The sequence below is a fragment of the Mesorhizobium sp. ISC15 genome, from assembly GCF_037162615.1.
Lineage (GTDB): Bacteria > Pseudomonadota > Alphaproteobacteria > Rhizobiales > Rhizobiaceae > Mesorhizobium > Mesorhizobium mediterraneum.
Genome location: NZ_JAVSPX010000001.1, coordinates 2,901,654 through 2,917,853 on the forward strand (window position 1 = coordinate 2,901,654; position 16,200 = coordinate 2,917,853).

At 62.8% G+C, this 16,200-nt stretch carries 11 protein-coding genes and 1 pseudogene; 9 read left to right on the top strand and 3 right to left on the bottom strand.

Annotated features, from left to right (window positions below; all coding sequences use genetic code 11):
* Positions 1-16: 16 nt before the first annotated feature.
* From RPG13_RS13930 to RPG13_RS13940, 3 genes and pseudogenes are all read right to left on the bottom strand, one after another.
* Positions 17-940: a carbohydrate kinase family protein gene (locus RPG13_RS13930; protein WP_095486099.1), complete on the bottom strand. Its 924-nt coding sequence runs from the start codon at positions 938-940 to the stop codon at positions 17-19.
* Positions 937-1,086: pseudogene (locus RPG13_RS13935) on the bottom strand (RbsD/FucU domain-containing protein); the annotation flags it as partial. The pseudogene RPG13_RS13935 and the gene RPG13_RS13930, both read right to left, overlap by 4 nt.
* Positions 1,087-1,102: 16 nt before the next feature.
* Positions 1,103-2,329 carry an ROK family transcriptional regulator gene (locus RPG13_RS13940; protein WP_095486098.1) on the bottom strand — a complete coding sequence of 409 codons (1,227 nt, stop codon included), beginning with the start codon at positions 2,327-2,329 and terminating at the stop codon, positions 1,103-1,105.
* Between the two features lie 273 nt (positions 2,330-2,602).
* On the opposite strand from RPG13_RS13940, the gene RPG13_RS13945 reads away from it, so the two are divergent.
* The 9 genes from RPG13_RS13945 to RPG13_RS13985 all read left to right on the top strand — a co-directional run bounded on the left by RPG13_RS13945 (position 2,603) and on the right by RPG13_RS13985 (position 16,025).
* Entirely contained in the window at positions 2,603-3,580 is a 978-nt protein-coding gene (locus RPG13_RS13945) for a sugar ABC transporter substrate-binding protein (protein ID WP_425351748.1), read from the top strand.
* A 155-nt stretch (positions 3,581-3,735) separates the two neighbouring features.
* The gene (locus RPG13_RS13950; RefSeq protein ID WP_292501418.1) at positions 3,736-4,800 is read left to right on the top strand and encodes an ABC transporter permease; all 1,065 of its coding nucleotides are present in this window, start codon (positions 3,736-3,738) and stop codon (positions 4,798-4,800) included.
* Positions 4,801-4,802: 2 nt separating this feature from the next.
* A complete protein-coding gene (locus RPG13_RS13955) occupies positions 4,803-5,585 on the top strand; it encodes an ATP-binding cassette domain-containing protein (protein ID WP_023802796.1) in 783 nt (260 codons plus the stop codon).
* Positions 5,586-5,801: 216 nt separating this feature from the next.
* Positions 5,802-8,264, top strand: coding sequence for a glycogen/starch/alpha-glucan phosphorylase (locus RPG13_RS13960; protein ID WP_127288729.1), 2,463 nt, complete (start codon positions 5,802-5,804; stop codon positions 8,262-8,264).
* A gap of 52 nt (positions 8,265-8,316) precedes the next feature.
* Positions 8,317-10,530 carry a 1,4-alpha-glucan branching protein GlgB gene (gene glgB / locus RPG13_RS13965; protein ID WP_337125325.1) on the top strand — a complete coding sequence of 738 codons (2,214 nt, stop codon included), beginning with the start codon at positions 8,317-8,319 and terminating at the stop codon, positions 10,528-10,530.
* 34 nt (positions 10,531-10,564) lie between these two features.
* The gene (gene glgC / locus RPG13_RS13970) at positions 10,565-11,830 is read left to right on the top strand and encodes a glucose-1-phosphate adenylyltransferase (RefSeq protein ID WP_337125326.1); all 1,266 of its coding nucleotides are present in this window, start codon (positions 10,565-10,567) and stop codon (positions 11,828-11,830) included.
* A 3-nt stretch (positions 11,831-11,833) separates the two neighbouring features.
* The gene (glgA, locus tag RPG13_RS13975; RefSeq protein WP_127204229.1) at positions 11,834-13,279 is read left to right on the top strand and encodes a glycogen synthase GlgA; all 1,446 of its coding nucleotides are present in this window, start codon (positions 11,834-11,836) and stop codon (positions 13,277-13,279) included.
* A 3-nt stretch (positions 13,280-13,282) separates the two neighbouring features.
* Positions 13,283-14,911 carry an alpha-D-glucose phosphate-specific phosphoglucomutase gene (locus RPG13_RS13980; RefSeq protein ID WP_337125327.1) on the top strand — a complete coding sequence of 543 codons (1,629 nt, stop codon included), beginning with the start codon at positions 13,283-13,285 and terminating at the stop codon, positions 14,909-14,911.
* Between the two features lie 127 nt (positions 14,912-15,038).
* A complete protein-coding gene (locus tag RPG13_RS13985; protein ID WP_126103272.1) occupies positions 15,039-16,025 on the top strand; it encodes an IS5 family transposase in 987 nt (328 codons plus the stop codon).
* The last annotated feature ends 175 nt before the right edge of the window (positions 16,026-16,200 follow it).

Genomic DNA, 16,200 nt, shown 5'->3' on the forward strand with positions numbered 1-16,200 from the left:
GTGTATCGCCGTGCAATCAGGCGATTTCGTGCCGCCATGGCGGATTGGCGCCGGCTCGCGACACGGTAACCGCCGCAGCCTTGGCGCCGAGCGTCAGCGCCTTGTGGATGGCGTCTTCCGGCAGATTGGCGATCGCCTCCTTCGACAGCAGGCCTTGCTCGTGCAGCGAGGCCAGGATGCCGGCGTTGAACGTGTCGCCGGCGCCGACCGTATCGACCACCTCGACCTTGTCCGGCACGACCGTGACCTTGTGATCCCTGGTGTAGCCGGCAGCGCCTTCGCTGCCATGGGTGACGACGATCAGGGTCGGGCCGCGATCCAGCCAGTTGCGGACGACGTCTTCGTGCGAGCCGGCTTCGCCGAACCAGTTGAGGTCCTCATCCGACAGTTTCACGATGTCGGCCATCGCCATCATAGAGCGGATGCGCCGGAGATGCTTGGCCTTGTCAGGGATGAAATTGGGCCGAATGTTGGGGTCGAGCATCATGACGCGGCGCTTATGCTCGCGCCGCATGAATTCCTCGTAGGCCGATCCGGCCGGCTCCGAGATCAGGCTGATGGCGCCGAACAGCATGGCTTCGATCTCGCTGCCGAGTTTCGGCAGATCGTCGACGGTCAGCATGCGTCCGGCTGTGTTTTCATCGTAGAACGTGTAGGTCGCCTGGCCGTTGTCCAGCCGCACGAAGGCAAGCGTGGTCGGCCGGGGAGATGTGTGCGCATAGGTGGAACTGACCTTGCTCTCTCCCAGTGCGTCCCTGAACTGGCCGCCGAACAGGTCCGACGACAGGCCGGAAAAGAAACCGGCGGGTGCTCCCAGCCTGCCGAGCGCAATAGCGGTGTTGAACACCGCGCCGCCGACATAGGGGGCAAAGGCCGGCTCGCCCTCCGTCGTGGTACGCGGCAGCATGTCGATCAGGGCTTCGCCGCAACAGAGGATCATGATTTGCAGTTCTCCGGCGGATAGATCACACCCTTGCGGATGATGATGTTGGCGTAGAGCTACGGCTCGTTTGTCGCGACGATCGCGTGCGCGGATCTGACCCGTAGATAGAAGCCGGCGCCGGCAAGCGCAACCGCCTTGCAACCATTCCGACCAGCAAACTCAGGCACTCCTGGAAATCGTCGTCGAACCGATGAGGAAGCGCTCGGAAAGCGGCAGGCTGGCGCCGCCCAGGGCACGTGCATGAATACCGACAGTGCCCTCGCGAACGGCTGGGAGGTTCAGGCCTTCGCCGTCGATGTTGCCGATGGCTTCGACAACGGCATCGACGAGCCGGCGCCGCACGGCCTTCGGCATCCATCCGTCGATCACCGCTGCCTCGAAATCGATAACCGAGGATGCTGCCACGATGGCATAGGCGAGCGCTTGCGAGGCGCAGGCGATCCAGTCGTCAAGCTCGACGCCGATCTCGCCCCAATCCTCCGGTGACGTCCACAGATGCGAGGCCTCGACACCGCGCGCGTTGAGCGCCTTTTCCAGCATGGCGATCGACGCCACGTCGATCAGTTGGGTCGGCTTGCCGTCCGGTCCGGGCACCGGCATCGAACCCAGCGCGCCGGCATTGCCGGTCGGCCCGCCAAAAAGGTGACCGTTGAGCACGATGCCGCCGCCGGCGAAGGCACCGATATAGAAATAGACGAAGTCGCGCGCCGCACCCGCCTTGCCGAACACCAGCTCGGCGCCGCAAGCCGAGGTGGCATCATTCTGCAGATAGACGGGGAATTCGCACTGCGCCTGGATATCGGCGCGGATGTCGCGGTGGCGCCATTCGTCCATGACGTCGCGCGGCGCACCTGCCGTATCGGCCCAGTTCCACAATTCGAACGGCATGGCGATACCGAGCCCGGCAATGCGCTTGTCCTGCGCCGGGGTGAGCTCGCCGCGCATCGTCTTCATGCCGGAGGTGACGAATTCGACCGTCTCGCGCGGTGCCGGATAGCGGTAGGAATGCTGCAGCATCGAGCGTACATTGCCGAGAAAGTCGATCAGCACGAGTTCGGCGCTGCGACGGCCGATCTTCAGGCCGATGAAATAGGCGCCATCGGGATTGAGCGCCATCGGAATGGAGGGTTGGCCGATCTTGCCGCGCAACGGCGCCTGGCGGACAAGGAGCTTGTCCACCTCGAGCTCGCGCATGATGACGGAAACTGTCTGAGCCGAAAGTCCGGTCATGCGCGCAATGTCGGACTTGGCCAGGCTGCCGTGCCGACGCACCAGAGACAGCACCAGCCGCTCATTGTGGTCTCGCATGCCGCTCTGGTTGGTGCCGCGATGAATGCGGCTTTCGGCTGCCTCGGGCGAACCGTGCCCCGTAATGCCGGTCTCCACCCTTGTTCCTCCCGTCGTTTCCCCTCAAAGCTTTTGGGGCCAGAATGAGTGAACGATGCAGTCCTGTCAATAATAAATAAGAGTGATTTAATTATTGACAGAAACCTCGGCCTGGTGTTGTGTTGGGCCAGGCGTCCACGCCGGGAGAAGTCGTCTGGATGCTTGTGCGGATGCCGGTTGGCCGGCATCCGAAATGGTTCCACTGGGAGGAAAATCGTGACCAAGACAGCACTATTGAAGTCCACCGTTTTTGCCGCGGCCGGACTGGGTCTGATGGCGTTCACCTCGGCCGCGTCCGCTGCCGACGTCGGCGCCTGCCTGATCACCAAGACCGACACCAACCCGTTCTTCGTCAAGATGAAGGAAGGCGCGGCCGCCAAGGCCAAAGAGCTCGGCGTTGAGCTTAAAGCCTACGCAGGCAAGATCGACGGCGACAGCGAGAGCCAGGTGGCGGCGATCGAAAGCTGCATCGCCGACGGCGCCAAGGGCATCCTGATCACCGCGTCGGACACCAAGGGTATCGTCCCGGCGGTGAAGAAGGCACGTGACGCCGGTCTGCTCGTGATCGCGCTGGACACGCCGCTTGATCCGCTCGACGCCGCCGACGCGACTTTCGCGACCGACAATCTGGAGGCCGGCAAGCTGATCGGCGCGTGGGCCGCCGCGACGCTCGGCGACAAGGCGAAGGATGCCAAGATCGGCTTCCTCGACCTGACGCCCTCGCAACCGACGGTCGACGTCTTGCGCGACCAGGGCTTCATGATGGGCTACGGCATCGACGTGAAGGATCCCAACAAGATCGGCGATGAGGACGATGCACGCATCGTCGGCCACGATGTCACGAACGGCAACGAGGAAGGCGGCCGCAAGGCGATGGAGAACCTTCTCCAGAAGGATCCCGGCATCAATGTCATCCATACCATCAATGAGCCGGCAGCCGTCGGCGCCTACCAGGCGCTCAAGGCCGTGGGCCTCGAAGGCAACGTGCTGATCGTCTCGGTTGACGGCGGCTGTCCCGGCGTGAAGTCGGTCGCCGAGGGCGTGATCGGCGCGACCTCGCAGCAATATCCGCTCCAGATGGCGGCACTCGGCATCGAAGCGATCGCCGCTTTCGCCAAGGATGGGACGAAGCCCAAGCCGACCGAAGGCAAGGATTTCTTCGACACGGGCGTGAACCTCGTGACCGACAAGCCGGCGGAAGGCGTGAAGTCCATCGACACCAAGGAAGGCCTCGCCAAGTGCTGGGGCTGATGCCGGTCTGACAGGCAACAGAACCGATCGGCCGGGGGCTTGATCCCCGGTCGTTTCGGGCGGACGATGCGCTATCGCAAGCGCGAACAATTCCGGCGGCAGATCGGGAATGGTTGGACGGGCGTCGGCGTGGCTGAGGCCCCATGGGAGGAAACATGGCTCAGGTTCAGGAATTCGAAAAGGCTCTCTCGAACAGCGAGACAAGCGTTGCTGCTTTTGACGAGCACGGCACGTCGATCGTCAAGCGCATCCAGCATTTTTTGCATTCCACTCCGGCTGCGGTGCCGCTGATCGTGCTGGTTCTGTCGATCGCTGTCTTCGGCATCACCATCGGAGGGCGGTTCTTTTCGTCCTACACGCTGACGCTGATCCTGCAGCAGATTGCCATCGTCGGTATTCTCGGAGCCGCGCAGACGCTGGTCATCCTTACAGCCGGCATCGATCTGTCAATCGGCGTGATCATGGTGATTTCGGCCGTGATCATGGGCAATTGCGCGGTCACCTATGGTCTGCCGACCTTGCTTGCGGTGGTGATCGGGCTTGCCGCCGGCGGGGCCTGCGGGCTGCTCAATGGGCTGCTGGTCGCCTACATGAAGCTGCCGCCCTTCATCGTCACGCTCGGCACCTGGAACATCGTCATGGCCACGAACTTCATCTATTCGGCCAATGAGACGATCCGCGACGCCGACGTCGACGTCCAGGCGCCGCTGCTCCATCTGTTTGGCCTGAACTTCAAGATCGGCACAGCGGTGCTGACAATCGGCGTCATTGCCATGGTCGTGCTGGTGCTGATCCTGTGGTACGTGCTTAATCACACGGCATGGGGCCGCCATGTCTACGCCGTCGGCGATGATCCGGAGGCGGCAAAACTGTCGGGCATCCAGACCAAGAAGGTGCTGATCTCGGTTTACACCCTTGCCGGGCTGATCGCCGCTTTCGCTGCCTGGGTCTCCATCGGCCGCAACGGCTCGATCTCGCCATCCGCCGCCGTCACAGACTACAATTTGCAGGCGATCACCGCGACGGTGATCGGCGGCATTTCCCTCTTCGGCGGACGCGGCTCGATTCTGGGCACGCTATTCGGCGCGATGATCGTTGGCGTCGTTTCGATGGGCCTCAACATGCTGGGCGCCGATCCCCAATGGAAAGTGCTGCTTACCGGTGTGCTGATCATCGGCGCCGTGGCGATCGACCAGTGGATCAGAAAGGTTTCGGTGTAACCATGACCCAGGAGCCCATCCTCACCGCGCGCGGCCTCGTCAAGCGCTATGGCCGCGTCACCGCACTGAATAGCTGCGACTTCGATCTCTATCCGGGAGAAATCCTGGCCGTGATCGGCGACAATGGCGCAGGCAAGTCGACGCTGATCAAGGCGATCTCGGGCGCCGTGGTTCCGGACGAGGGGATCATCGAGTTGGACGGCAAGCAGGTGCTCTTCAAGTCGCCCATCGAGGCCCGCGAGGCCGGCATCGAAACCGTATACCAGAACCTGGCGCTATCGCCGGCGCTGTCGATCGCCGACAACATGTTCCTCGGTCGCGAGATCCGCAAACCGGGTTTTCTGGGCGACTGGCTGCGCATGCTCGACCGGCCGGCCATGGAAAAGCGCGCCCGCGACAAGCTCACCGAACTTGGCCTGATGACCATCCAGAACATCAGCCAGGCCGTGGAAACGCTCTCGGGTGGCCAACGCCAGGGCGTGGCGGTGGCGCGGGCCGCCGCCTTCGGCTCGAAGATGGTCATCATGGATGAGCCGACAGCGGCGTTAGGCGTCAAGGAGAGCCGCCGCGTGCTCGAACTGATCCTCGACGTGAAGAAGCGCGGCCTGCCGATCGTGCTGATCTCGCACAACATGCCGCATGTCTTCGAGGTGGCCGACCGCATTCACATCCATCGGCTGGGCCGTCGCCTCTGTGTCATCGATCCCAAGCAATATACGATGTCCGACGCCGTCGCCTTCATGACCGGAGCGAAGCTTCCGCCGGAGGCGGCGCTGGCGGCCTGATGCATGTCGCCCAAAAGTGCGTAGCGGTTTTGGGATAACGACATGCACGCATCGCGGAAGCCGCCCAAACGCGACGCGCTTTAAGTTGCTAAACTGCCGCCGGGTAATCTGCCCCGCGGCAATCTAACTCGATTGAATGTATAACAAAATATGCGGTAGCATGGGCTGGGAGGAATGGTGAAAGCCAGTATGATCATGGCAACCACGAGAGGCGACATGACGCACGCGATGGCATCCAAAGCTCCCATTCTCGAAACCCCAGATCCCAAGACTCTCGCTGACGAAGTCCTCAAGGCCCTCAAATACAGGGTCGGCAAGGGCACCGCAGTCGCCACGCAATACGACTGGCTCACCGCCTCGATCAAAGTCGTGCGTGACCGCATCGTCGATCACTGGATGCAGGCGACGCAGGAGGCCTATGCCCAGCAGGAAAAGCGCGTCTACTATTTGTCGCTGGAATTTCTCATTGGCCGCCTGATGCGCGATGCCTTCTCCAATCTCGGCCTGATGGACAATATGCGCGAAGCGCTGCGGTCTCTCGGCGTCGACCTCGACCTCATCGCGGCCCTCGAGCCGGATGCAGCGCTTGGCAATGGCGGCCTCGGCCGGCTCGCCGCCTGCTTCATGGAAAGCATGGCAACCGTCGACATCCCCGCGCATGGCTATGGCATTCGCTACGCCAACGGCATGTTTCGTCAGGAAATCCATGACGGCTGGCAGGTCGAGCTGCCCGAGACCTGGCTCGATCACGGCAACCCCTGGGAGTTCGAAAGGCGCGAACGCTCCTTCGAGGTCGGTTTCGGCGGCGCGGTGGAATCGATCACCTCGAAGGACGGCCGGCTTGAGCGCCATGTCTGGAAGCCAATCGAACATGTTCTGGCGGTTGCCTACGATACGCCGGTGGTCGGTTGGCGGGCCAACCGCGTCAACACGCTGCGGCTCTGGTCCGGCATGCCGATCGATCCGATCCTGCTCGACAAGTTCAACGCCGGCGACCACATTGGTGCGCTCGCCGAAAGCAACAAGGCCGATGCCTTGTCGCGCGTCCTTTACCCTGCCGATTCCCACAAGGCCGGTCAGGAGCTGCGGCTAAGACAAGAGTATTTCTTCTCGACCGCCTCGTTGCAGGACATCATCCAGCGCCATCTCAGCCAGTATGGCGACCTGCAGTCGCTGCCCGACAAGGCGGCGATCCATCTGAACGACACCCATCCGGCCATCGCCGTGCCCGAGCTGATGCGCCTGCTGATGGATGTCCACGGCATGGATTTCGACCAGGCCTGGAGCATCACCAAGCGCACCTTCGGCTATACCAACCACACGCTGCTTCCCGAAGCGCTCGAAAGCTGGCCGGTGCCGCTGTTCGAGCGGCTTTTGCCGCGCCATATGCAGATCGTCTACGCCATCAACGCCGAAGTGCTGTTGGAGGCGCGCGCCTCCGACCAGTTCTCGGATGAGCAGATCGGTCGCATCTCGCTGATCCAGGAAAACGGCGACCGCCGGGTGCGCATGGGCAATCTGGCCTTTGTCGGCTCGCACTCGATCAACGGCGTCTCTGCCCTTCACACCGAGCTGATGAAGGAAACGGTGTTTGCCGACCTTCACAAGCTCTACCCCGACCGCATCAACAACAAGACCAACGGCATCACGCCGCGGCGGTGGCTGATCCAATGCAATCCCGGTCTTACCGCGCTTACCCGCGAGGCGATCGGCGACCACTTCCTCGACGACATCGACGCGATCAAGGAGCTCGATGCCTTTGCCGACGACGCCGCCTTCCGTGACAAGTTCGCGGCCGTCAAGCGGGCGAACAAGGTCAGGCTGGCCAATCTCGTCGCCGACCGCCTCGGCATCAAGGTCGATCCCTCGGCGCTGTTCGACATCCAGATCAAGCGCATCCACGAATACAAGCGCCAGCTCCTGAACATCCTCGAAGCGATCGCGCTCTACGACCAGATCCGCTCCCATCCGGAGCGCGACTGGATGCCCCGCGTCAAGTTTTTCGGCGGCAAGGCGGCGCCCAGCTATCACAACGCCAAGCTGATCATCAAACTCGCCAACGACGTCGCCAAGGTCATCAATCGCGACCCGGCCGTTCGCGGCTTGCTGAAAGTGGTGTTTGTGCCGAACTACAATGTCAGCCTGGCCGAGATCATGATGCCGGCCGCCGACCTTTCGGAGCAGATATCGACCGCCGGCATGGAAGCCTCCGGCACCGGCAACATGAAATTCGCGCTGAACGGTGCGCTGACCATCGGCACGCTCGACGGTGCCAATGTCGAGATCAAGGAATGCGTCGGCGACGACAACATCTTCATTTTCGGCCTGACCACTGAGCAGGTCGCCGAGCGGCGCAGCAACGGCTACGATCCGCGATCCGTGATCGAAGCCTCTCCCGAACTGGCGCAGGCGGTGGCTGCCGTTTCGTCGGGCGTCTTTTCGCCTGACGATCCGGAACGCTATCGCGACCTGATGAACGGCCTCTATCAGAGCGACTGGTTCATGGTCGCAGCGGATTTCGATGCCTACGCCGCCACCCAGCGCGACGTCGACGCCGTCTGGCGCAACAGCCCGGATTGGCACGCCAAGGCAATCCGCAATGTCGCCCGCGTCGGCTGGTTCTCGTCCGACCGCACGATCCGCCAATATGCGAAAGAAATCTGGAACGTGCCCGTTTGATATGATTGCATGAGGCCACGAACAACGTGGTCCCGGGGAGGGTCACTGCCTGATGAGGAAGCCGCGCGCGACCGCTGCGACAAGCGGGCCGGATGGACTGGCGTCAGCCGGTGATGTCGCGGCGATTGTCGCCGGCACGCATGGTGATCCTTTCGCTGTCCTCGGTGTGCACGAGGTTGACAAGGGCTTTGTCGCCCGCTGCTTCGTCCCTCATGCCGAGCTCGTCACTGCCTACACGCTGACCGGCAAGAAAGCGGGCGAACTCCCCAGGCGCGACGAAGGCGGCTTCTTCGAGGGCAGGCTGTCGCTCAAAAAGCGCCAGCCCCTGCGCTATCATGCGCGCAATGCCGGCGGCGACTGGTGGCTGACCGATCCCTATTCATTCGGACCGGTGCTCGGTCCGCTGGACGACTATTACATCGCCGAGGGTTCGCATCTCCGGCTGTTCGACAAGCTCGGCGCGCATCTCATCGACCACGAGGGTGCGTCCGGCGTGCATTTCGCCGTCTGGGCGCCCAATGCAAGGCGTGTTTCGGTGGTCGGCGACTTCAACGAATGGGACGGCCGCAGGCATACGATGCGCGTCCGCCGCGACACCGGCATCTGGGAGTTGTTCATTCCCGACATCGGCGCCGGCCGGCCCTACAAATACGAGATCATCGGACCCGATGGCGTGAGGCTGCCGCTGAAGGCCGATCCGTTCGCCTTCAGGTCCGAACTGCGCCCGGCCACCGCTTCGGTGACGGCGCTTCCGCCGGCGCATCAATGGGGTGACGAGGCGCACCGCAATTTCTGGCGCAACACCGACCCCAGGCGCGAGGCGGTGTCGATCTATGAGGTCCATGCCGGCTCCTGGCAGCTTCACGACGACGGCAGCTTCCTGTCGTGGGACGAACTCGCCGAAAGGCTGATCCCCTACGTCGTCGACACGGGTTTCACCCATATCGAATTCATGCCGATCTCCGAACATCCCTATGACCCGTCCTGGGGCTACCAGACGACAGGCCTCTACGCGCCGTCGGCCCGCTTCGGCGATCCGGACGGTTTTGCCCGCTTCGTCGACGGCGCCCACCGCGCCGGCGTCGGCGTCATCCTCGACTGGGTGCCGGCACATTTCCCGGTGGACGCGCATGGCCTGGCCAATTTCGACGGCACCGCGCTCTATGAGCATGCCGACCCGCGCAAGGGCTTCCATCCCGACTGGAACACGGCGATCTACAATTTCGGCCGGCGCGAGGTCGTCTCGTTCCTCGTCAACAATGCGCTGTTTTGGGCCGAGAAATACCACGTCGACGGTTTGCGGGTCGATGCCGTCGCCTCGATGCTCTACCTCGATTATTCACGCAAGGCCGGCGAATGGATTCCCAACGAAAAGGGCGGGCGCGAGAACCTCGAGGCGGTCAGCTTCCTCCAGAGGATGAACAAGGAGGTCTATGGCCATCATTCGGGAGTGATGACGATTGCCGAGGAATCGACCTCATGGCCAAAGGTCTCGCAGCCGGTGCATGAGGGCGGACTGGGTTTCGGCTTCAAGTGGAACATGGGCTTCATGCACGACACGCTGGAGTATTTTTCCAAGGAGCCGATTTTTCGCAAGCATCACCACAACGATATCACCTTCGGCCTGGTCTACGCCTTCTCAGAGAATTTCGTGCTGCCGCTCTCCCATGACGAGGTCGTGCACGGCAAGGGCACGCTGCTCGGCAAGATGGCCGGCGACGACTGGCAGAAATTCGCAACGCTGCGCGCCTACTACGCCTTCATGTGGGGCTACCCCGGCAAGAAGCTGTTGTTCATGGGACAGGAATTCGCCCAGCGCCGCGAGTGGAGCGAGGCGCGCGCGCTCGACTGGAACTTGCTCGATTTCCGGCTCCACCGCGGCGTCCGGCAAACGGTGCGCGATCTCAACTATCTTTACCGTTCGCGCCCGGCGCTGCATGCGCGCGACTGCGAGCCGGAGGGCTTTTCCTGGCTGATCGTCGACGACAGCGCGAACTCCGTCTTTGCCTGGCTGCGCAGCGCGCCGGGCGGAAATCCGGTCGCCGTCATCTCCAATTTCACGCCCGTGCCACGCGACAATTATCGCGTGCCGTTGCCGACGGCCGGAAAATGGCGCGAGATCATCAATACGGACGCCGCCGACTATGGCGGTTCCGGCAAGGGCAATGGCGGCGCCGTCGAGGCTAGGGCGGAAGGAGGAAGCATCTCGGCGACGATGCTGTTACCGCCGCTGTCAACGATCATGCTCGAATTTGCTTCGGAATGAGCGATGTCTCGCGCGAGTAACTTGGGAGGATAAAATGGCAGAGATAAAACGAACCCAGCCGCTGGCGCGCGATGCCATGGCCTATGTGCTGGCCGGCGGCCGCGGCAGCCGGCTCAGGGAGTTGACCGACCGGCGCGCCAAGCCGGCGGTCTATTTCGGCGGCAAGACGCGCATCATCGATTTTGCGCTCTCCAATGCGCTCAATTCCGGCATCCGCCGCCTCGGCGTCGCCACGCAATACAAGGCTCATTCGCTGATCCGCCACCTGCAGCGCGGCTGGAACTTCCTGCGGCCCGAGCGTAACGAGAGCTTCGACATCCTGCCGGCCAGCCAACGCGTGTCGGAAACGCAATGGTATGAGGGCACGGCCGATGCCGTGCACCAGAACATCGACATCATCGAGGCCTACGGGCCCGAATACATGGTCATCCTAGCCGGCGACCACATCTACAAAATGGACTACGAGCTGATGCTTCGCCAGCATGTCGAAGCCGGTGCTGATGTCACCGTCGGCTGCCTTGAAGTGCCGCGCATGGAGGCGACCGGCTTCGGTGTCATGCATGTCGATGCCAAGGACACCATCATCTCCTTCATCGAGAAGCCCGCCGATCCGCCCGGCATTCCCGACAAGCCGGATTTCGCCCTGGCCTCGATGGGCATCTATGTGTTCAAGACCAAGTTCCTGATGGAGCAACTGCGCCGCGACGCGGCCGAACCGGGCTCAAGCCGAGACTTCGGCAAGGACATCATCCCCTATGTCGTCGAGCATGGGAAGGCGATCGCCCATCGCTTCGCCAAATCCTGCGTGCGCTCGACCGCCGAGAACGAAGCCTACTGGCGCGATGTCGGCACGGTCGACGCCTATTGGGAAGCCAATATCGACCTGACCGACATCACGCCGGAGCTCGACCTCTACGATCGCGACTGGCCGATCTGGACCTATGCCGAGCTGAAACCGCCGGCAAAGTTCGTGCATGACGAGGATGGCCGTCGCGGCTCGGCCGTGTCGTCGCTCGTCTCGGGCGATTGCATCGTCTCAGGCGCGTCACTGAAGCGAAGCCTGATCTTCACCGGCGCGCGCATCAATTCCTATTCGACGCTCGAGGACGTCGTCATGCTGCCCGACTGCCATGTCGGCCGGAACGCAAGGTTGAAGCGCGTGGTGATCGATCATGGCGTAAGGATACCGGAGGGGCTCGTGGTCGGCGAGGATCCGGTTCTCGACGCCAAGCGCTTCCGCGTTTCCGAAAAGGGCATCTGCCTCATCACGCAGGTCATGATCGACAAACTGGGGTTGTAGTGGATGCAGGTTCTGTCGGTCACGCCCGAAATATACCCTCTGATCAAGACTGGCGGGCTTGCCGACGTGACCGGCGCGTTGCCCATCGCGCTCGCCGGCAACGGCGTGACGATGCGCACGCTCGTTCCCGGCTATCCCCAGATCATGGATGCCTTCAAGAAGAAAAAGGCCGTTCACCAATACTCGCAGTTGCAAGGCGGCAAAGCTTCGGTCCATGCCGTGGAGATTTCAGGGCTCGATCTTTTCGTGCTCGACGCGCCGCATCTGTTCGATCGTCCCGGCGGTCCCTATGGCAATGCCACCGGCGCCGACTGGCCGGATAATTGGCGGCGTTTCGCGGCCCTGAGCCAGGTTGGCGGCGACATCGCCGGCGGCGCCATCTCGGGCTACCAGCCGGACATCGTCCACGCCCATGACTGGCAATCGGCGATGACGCTGGCCTATATGCGCTACGGCAAGGCGGTCGGAACGCCGTCGATGATCACCGTCCACAACCTCGCTTTCCAGGGCCGGTTCGGCGCCGGCATCTTTGGCGAGCTTGGCTTGCCGGCGTCGGCCATGGCGCTCGACGGCGTCGAATATTATGGCGGCGTCGGCTTCCTCAAGGCCGGCCTGCAGGCCGCCTGGGCCATCACCACGGTCAGCCCGACCTATGCCCAGGAAATCCGCTCGCCCGAATTCGGCATGGGCCTTGATGGCCTGGTCAACATGCGGTCTGTCGATCTCTATGGCATCGTCAACGGCATCGATACCGAGATATGGGACCCGGCCACCGACAAGCATCTGGTCTCCAATTACACGGCCAAGACTTTGAAGGCGCGGCACCCCAACCGGACCGCCGTCGAGGATCGTTTTGACCTCAACCGCGACGACAGTCCGATCGTCTGTGTCATCAGCCGGCTCACCTGGCAGAAGGGCATGGATATATTGGCGGCGGTCGTTGACGGGATCGTTGCGAGAGGTGCGCGCCTGGCGATTCTGGGATCCGGCGACGCCGGCCTCGAAGGTGCGCTGCTGGCCGCCGCCGCCCGCCACCGCGGTCGCATCGGCGTCGTCATCGGTTACGACGAGGGCCTTTCCCACACCATGCAGGGCGGCTGTGACGCCATCGTCATCCCGTCGCGCTTCGAGCCTTGCGGACTGACGCAGCTTTATGGCCTGCGCTATGGCTGCGTGCCGGTCGTCGCCCGCACCGGCGGCCTCGCTGACACGATCATCGATGCCAATGAAGCGTCCGTTTCGGCAGGCGTCGCGACCGGCTTCCAGTTCGCGCCCGCCGATGCCGGCGCCTTGCTGCACGCCATCCGCCGGCTGGTCGAAGCGCACGCCAACCCCACGGTCTGGACGTCGATGCAGCGGCAAGGCATGAAGGCCGACGTGTCGTGGGACAAAAGCGCGGAAAAATATGTTGAGCTCTATCGCTTGCTGCTTTCGAAAAGGGTTGCCTGAAGCATGACACAAACCGTCCCCACCAAACCCTATCTCGACCAGAAGCCCGGCACCTCCGGGCTGCGCAAGAAGGTGCCGGTGTTCCAGCAGGGGCACTATGCCGAGAACTTCATCCAGTCGATCTTCGATGCGCTGGATGGATTCAAGGGCAAGACCCTGGTGATCGGCGGCGACGGCCGCTTCTACAACCGCGAGGTCATCCAGAAGGCCATCGCCATGGCGGCAGCAAACGGCTTCGGCAAGGTGATGGTCGGGCAGGGCGGTATCCTGTCGACGCCGGCAGCTTCCAACGTCATCCGCAAATACAAGACTTTCGGCGGCATCATCTTGTCGGCCAGCCACAATCCGGGCGGCCCGCATGAGGATTTCGGCATCAAATACAATGCCGGCAATGGCGGCCCGGCGCCGGAAAAGCTGACCGACGCGATCTTCGCCAAGACCAAGATGATCTCCAGCTTCAAGATCGCCGACATCGAAACCGTCGACATCGACACAATCGGTACCGTCGAGGCGGGCGGCATGACGGTCGAGGTGATCGACCCGGTCGCCGACTATGCCGAGTTGATGGAAAGCCTGTTCGATTTCGATGCCTTGCGCGCGTTGTTCAAATCGGGTTTCCGCATGCGCTTCGACGCCATGCATGCCGTGACGGGTCCCTACGCCAAGGAGATCCTGGAAAACCGTCTCGGCGCGCCGAACGGCACTGCCCGTAACTTCATTCCCCTGCCGGATTTTGGCGGCCACCATCCCGATCCCAATCTGGTTCACGCCAAACACCTCTATGACGAGATGATGGGACCGGATGCGCCGGATTTCGGCGCCGCTTCCGATGGCGACGGCGACCGCAACCTGATCATCGGCAAGGGTATTTTCGTCACCCCGTCGGATTCCGTGGCCATGCTCGCCGCCAACGCCCATCTGGCGCCGGGGTATAAGGCCGGCCTGAAGGGCATCGCCCGCTCGATGCCGACCAGCGGTGCGGCCGACCGCGTCGCTGAAAAGCTCGGCATCGGCATCTACGAAACGCCGACCGGCTGGAAATTCTTCGGCAACCTTCTCGACGCCGGCATGGCGACGATCTGCGGCGAGGAAAGTGCCGGAACCGGCTCCAACCATGTCCGCGAAAAGGACGGGCTGTGGGCCGTGCTTTTGTGGCTCAATATCCTTGCTGCCCGCGGCGAAAGCGCCAAGCAGATCGTCACCGAGCACTGGGCGACCTATGGCCGCAACTACTATTCGCGCCATGACTATGAAGAGGTCGAGACCGACCGCGCCGACGCGCTGGTCGACGAATTGCGCGCCAAGCTCGCTTCGTTGCCCGGCACCAGCGTGCGCGGCATGAAGATCGCCAGCGCCGACGATTTCGCCTACCACGATCCGGTCGATGGCTCGATAGCCAAGAACCAGGGGATCAGGGTGCTGTTCGAAGGCGGATCGCGCGTCGTCTTCCGACTCTCCGGCACCGGCACCTCGGGGGCGACGCTGCGCCTCTACATCGAGCGCTACGAGCCGGACAAGTCTCGGCACGATCTTGACACCCAGGAGGCGCTTGCCGATCTGATTGCGGCAGCCGATGATATCGCCGGGATTCGCGGCCATACCGGCCGCGTCAAGCCGAGCGTGATTACTTGAGTTTGGTTCACAGCCGGCCGTCTGAGTTCGGCCTGCGTCGCGAGGCTCCCCCTTCTCCCCTTGAGAGACCTTTGCACAGAAGCCGAACGGTGATTCTGTGGTGAAGGTTGGAGCAGGGAGATTCGGGATGGCGGATCGTGTTTTGGGTCAGTTGAGTCTGGCGGACGGTCTGGCGGCGTCGGATGAGACGATTTTCGACCTAGTATCGAAGGAACTGGACTGGGCGCCGATCCGAACATTGCTGGGTCAGCGCAGCGGTCCTGGCTCGGGCAACACCAGCTATCCGGCGGAACCGCTGGTGCGCTGTCTTTTGCTGGGCATGTGGCATGGGCTGAGCGATCCGGCGCTTGAGGCGCAGATCCGGGACCGATTGTCGTTCCGCCGCTTTGCCGGTTTCAGCCTTTCGGACCGCACGCCCGACCATTCGACACTGTGGCGCTTCCGCGAGGAGCTGACGCGTGAGCGACTGATCGACAAGGTCTTTGAGGAGATCAACCGTCAGCTGGAGGAGAAGGGCCTGATCGTCAAGCGCGGCACCTTGGTCGATGCCACGTTCCTGCAGGCTCGTGGCCGTCCGCCCAAGCAGCCGAAAAAGGGCCACCAAGGTCCGGTCAAGCCGTCGGCCGACAAGGATGCGCGTTGGGGCAAGAAGGGCAAGAAGAGCACCTTCGGCTACAAGATGCACATCGGCGTCGACCAGGAGCACACCTTGATCCGGCGTGTCGAGGCGAGCGACGCCTCGGTCACCGACACCGAGCCGGCCGACCAGTTGATCTGCGGCGACGAGAAGGCGGCCTATGGCGATCAAGCCTATTACACCCACGCCCGCCATGCCCGGCTCGCCGCCGCCAACATTAAGGACCGGCTGATGCGGCGGCCCAACAAGCATCACCCCGAGTTGCCGCCGCGCCACAAGCTGCGCAACCGGCTGATCGCCAAGGTGCGGGCGGCAGTGGAGCGGCCTTTCGCCGTGTTCAAGGAGCGTTACGGCATGCGACGCCTGCGCTTCTTCAACCTCGCCACCAACCGCACGCAGTGCATACTGGCCGCCTGCGCTTACAATCTGCGCACCATGATTGGCGTCCTCTATCCACCCGATGAGAGGCGGACATGAGGGAGGAGTGCGTCCACAATCCGGCAGGATGGCTGCCTAAACCGACAAAGGCCCCGCAAGGGCCGCGGAAAACCGCTCTGCCGGCCTTCAAAAAGGCCCTCACTGACCACCGAAATCCACTTCGCTCCCCGTGCAAAGCCCTCCTTGTGGGAGAAGGTGGCCGAGCGAAGCTCGG